3 protein-coding genes are annotated in these 3,193 nt (G+C 35.6%); 1 reads left to right on the top strand and 2 read right to left on the bottom strand.

The genetic code is table 11. The features are described 5' to 3' along the window. Both ACY65O_RS03025 and ACY65O_RS03020 read right to left on the bottom strand, forming a co-directional pair. Positions 1 to 477: carboxypeptidase-like regulatory domain-containing protein (locus tag ACY65O_RS03025; RefSeq protein ID WP_462219375.1), on the bottom strand; the 477-nt coding region annotated here is incomplete at its 3' end. 123 nt (positions 478 to 600) lie between these two features. After that, positions 601 to 1,842 (bottom strand): ROK family transcriptional regulator, encoded by a 1,242-nt coding sequence (locus ACY65O_RS03020; protein WP_462219374.1) that lies wholly within the window; start codon positions 1,840 to 1,842, stop codon positions 601 to 603. 167 nt (positions 1,843 to 2,009) lie between these two features. On the opposite strand from ACY65O_RS03020, the gene nagB reads away from it, so the two are divergent. Next, a partial coding sequence (gene nagB / locus ACY65O_RS03015) for a glucosamine-6-phosphate deaminase (RefSeq protein ID WP_462219373.1) occupies positions 2,010 to 3,193 on the top strand: 1,184 nt, incomplete at its 3' end.

Raw genomic sequence — 3,193 nt, 5'->3', positions numbered from 1 at the left:
ACCAGCACCTGTAGCGGTTGAGGCCACATTTAAACCGGCAACTTTACCCACCAGGTTATTAACAATACTATTGGATCTTGCCTGTGTAAGCTCATCACCTTTTATCTCAGATAAAGCATATCCAAGTGCTTTCCTTTCTTTTCTTATACCCAAAGCTGTAACCACTACTTCAGCCAGTTCCGTATTGGAAACATTGAGCGCTATGGTTAAGTTATTCTCCCCTGCAGCCACTTTTACTTCATTAGTATTAAATCCTACTGATGAAAGCACCAATATGACATTACCTGCAGGTACGTTAAAAGAAAACCTGCCATCAGCATTAGTAACTGTGGTAGTTGTGCCGCCTTTAACTTTAACTGTAACAGCAATAATTGGTTTATTGGTTGCATCAGTAACCTGCCCATTTAGTTGGCGGGTCTGAGCAAATACGTTTGATCCCACAAAGAGGAAGAGCAGGAAAATGGAAATTCTGGTCATAAGCAATGATTTAGTTTTGAGGAATAAAGAATAAAAATACATAATTTCAAATTGCATAGCAATAAATGAAATTATTTTTTTATCCACATTCTATTATTAAAATATTTTAATAATATATACCTGCTAAAATGTAACCAGCCCTAATATTTTATCTCTAACAAAGAGGCAGCAACCCAAAAGGCCTGCCTTATATTGCAAATTAGAAATCACCACACTGGTATCTTTATTTACCAGGTTTAAGGAATATTCTATGATGGCTGTCTTTAATGGCAGCAATAATGGCTCACCCAAGGCACTCAGGCTGCCTCCAATTATTATAAGTTCAGGATTAAATATGTTTATGGTAATGGCTAATCCGCGGCCAAGTTTTTCAGCTACTTCACTTAAAACCTGCAGGGTTAAATTATCGCCTTTTTCGACTGCAAAAATTATATCTTCAATTTCAATAAATCCCTTTTCTACCAGTACTTTTTGCAAAAAACTATTGGAACCTTTTTCCATTAATGCAGTAATCTTTCTAATAAATGCAAACCCGGATACTTCAGTTTCCAGGCAACCTTTTTTTCCACAAAAACAAATTAATTCATTGTCAAAAAGCGGGATGTGACTCAATTCCCCGGCATATCCGCTGGCGCCGTAAACCGGTTTCCCCTTAACAAAAATTCCAATAGCCATTCCGTAATCAAAGTTCATTACTAAAACGTCATTCTCCTGTTTACGTTTACCAAAATGAAATTCACCATAAGCAATTGTTCTGGAATCGTTATCTATAAATACCGGTAACCCAAGTTCTTTTTCTAAAATAGATTTTATTGGCGCATCGCCAAAATGATAAATAGTAAGTATATCACCTGTTCTTACATTTATTCTTCCCGCTATACTAATACCTACCCCCGCTATTTTACTTTTATCAATTTTAATTTCATTTAAAAAATCATTAATAATTGCAATTATTTCCTTCAATGATTCTCCGGATTCCTGGTATAAAAAAGGAATATCCAGTTTTGATTTTACTATTACCTTATCAAAACCCATTATTCCAATATTGATCTTATATTTTTTAATTTCTACACCCAAAAAATAGCAACCTTCACTTCGTAATGAATAAAAAGAAGCATTCCGACCCTTACCAACAGAACGTTTTCCGGTTTCTTTTATAAAGCCTTCTTTTAAAAGACTCCCAATTAATTCAGATGCTTTGGGTATACTTATGTTTAGTGACTCTGATACATCATTAATGGTAATATCATCATTAGTACTCATTTGAGCAATGATCCGCTTCTTCCGGGTTACGTCTTTTATAGCTATGCTGGAAAGCCCGGTAGCATTAAACTCACTAATAAAGGTGTGGGATTTATTTGGCATCAATTATAAAATTAAGTAACAACAAATATATAAATAATTTAAAAAACAGGAGTATTATCTAAATAAAATTAATAAATATAGTATAACATATTTGCTTTAACACTTATCTTCGTTTTTTAACTTTTAAGTCATTTATACCTGTTTTTGTAAACACTCTTATATTTTATATGATTGACTCCTTAGAAAAAATTGCAGTAAAAATATTTCCCAGTTCCAATGGTGGTTCTGCATTTGTAGCGCAGCAAATTGCAGATCTGATAAAGCAAAAAGAAAGTGAAGGAAAAAAAACAGTTATCGGTCTTGCTACCGGCTCATCACCCAAAACTTTATATGCACATTTGGTACGCATGCATAAAGAAGAGGGATTGAGTTTTAAAAATGTGATCACTTTTAATTTAGACCAATATTATCCCATGGAGAAAGATGCGCTGCAAAGCTACCATTACTTTATGCGGAAGAATTTATTTGAACATACCGATATCAATCGGGAAAATTATCACCTGCCTGATGGATTAATTGCAAAAGATAAAGTAAAAGAACATTGCATTAATTATGAAAAACAAATTGAAGCAGCAGGTGGTTTAGACCTGCAAATATTAGGCATTGGCGTAAATGGCCATATTGGTTTTAATGAGCCGGGCAGTGGGATGTACAGCAAAACAAGATTGGTAACATTAGATAACAGCACCCGTATTGCCAATGCATACGACTTTGGCAATATGAGTGATGTGCCCCGTATGGCCATTACTATGGGCATAAGCACTATTTTAAAAAGTAAAAAAATAATTTTAATGGCATGGGGGCAAACTAAAGCCCCGGTAATACAAAAAGCGGTGGAGCTGGACGATACGGAAGATATTCCTGCATCGCTTTTACAAAATCATGATGATTGCACTTTTGTGGTGGATGAAGCTGCTGCATGTGAATTAACCCGTTTTAAAAGTCCGTGGCTTACGGGTGAGTGTGAGTGGACACCCAAGATGGTACGCCGTGCCGTTACCAACCTGGCATTAAAAGTAAAAAAGCCAGTATTAAGTTTAACTACCGAAGATTATAATGATAATGGATTGAATGACCTGCTTACTGAAAAAGGAAATGCTTACGATATTAATCTCGATGTATTTTATATGCTGAGAGATTCTATCACCGGCTGGCCGGGGGGTAAACAAAATTCTTCTAATCATAAACATCCTGAACGCAGCGAACCATTTCCGAAAAAAGTAATTCTCTTCTCCCCTCACCCCGATGATGATATTATAAGTATGGGTGGTACGTTTATGCGATTGCATGATCAGGGCCATGATGTACATGTGGCGTATCAAACCAGTGGCAATATTGCTGTTACTGATGA

The organism is Ferruginibacter sp. (assembly GCF_031430955.1).
Taxonomy (GTDB): Bacteria; Bacteroidota; Bacteroidia; order Chitinophagales; family Chitinophagaceae; genus Ferruginibacter.
This window is presented reverse-complemented; position numbering and strand designations above follow the sequence as displayed.

Excerpts from the sequence above, each read along its gene's own strand:
- ACY65O_RS03020 (WP_462219374.1), bottom strand. The coding sequence starts at position 1,842 with ATGCCAAATAAATCCCACACCTTTATTAGTGAGTTTAATGCTACCGGG.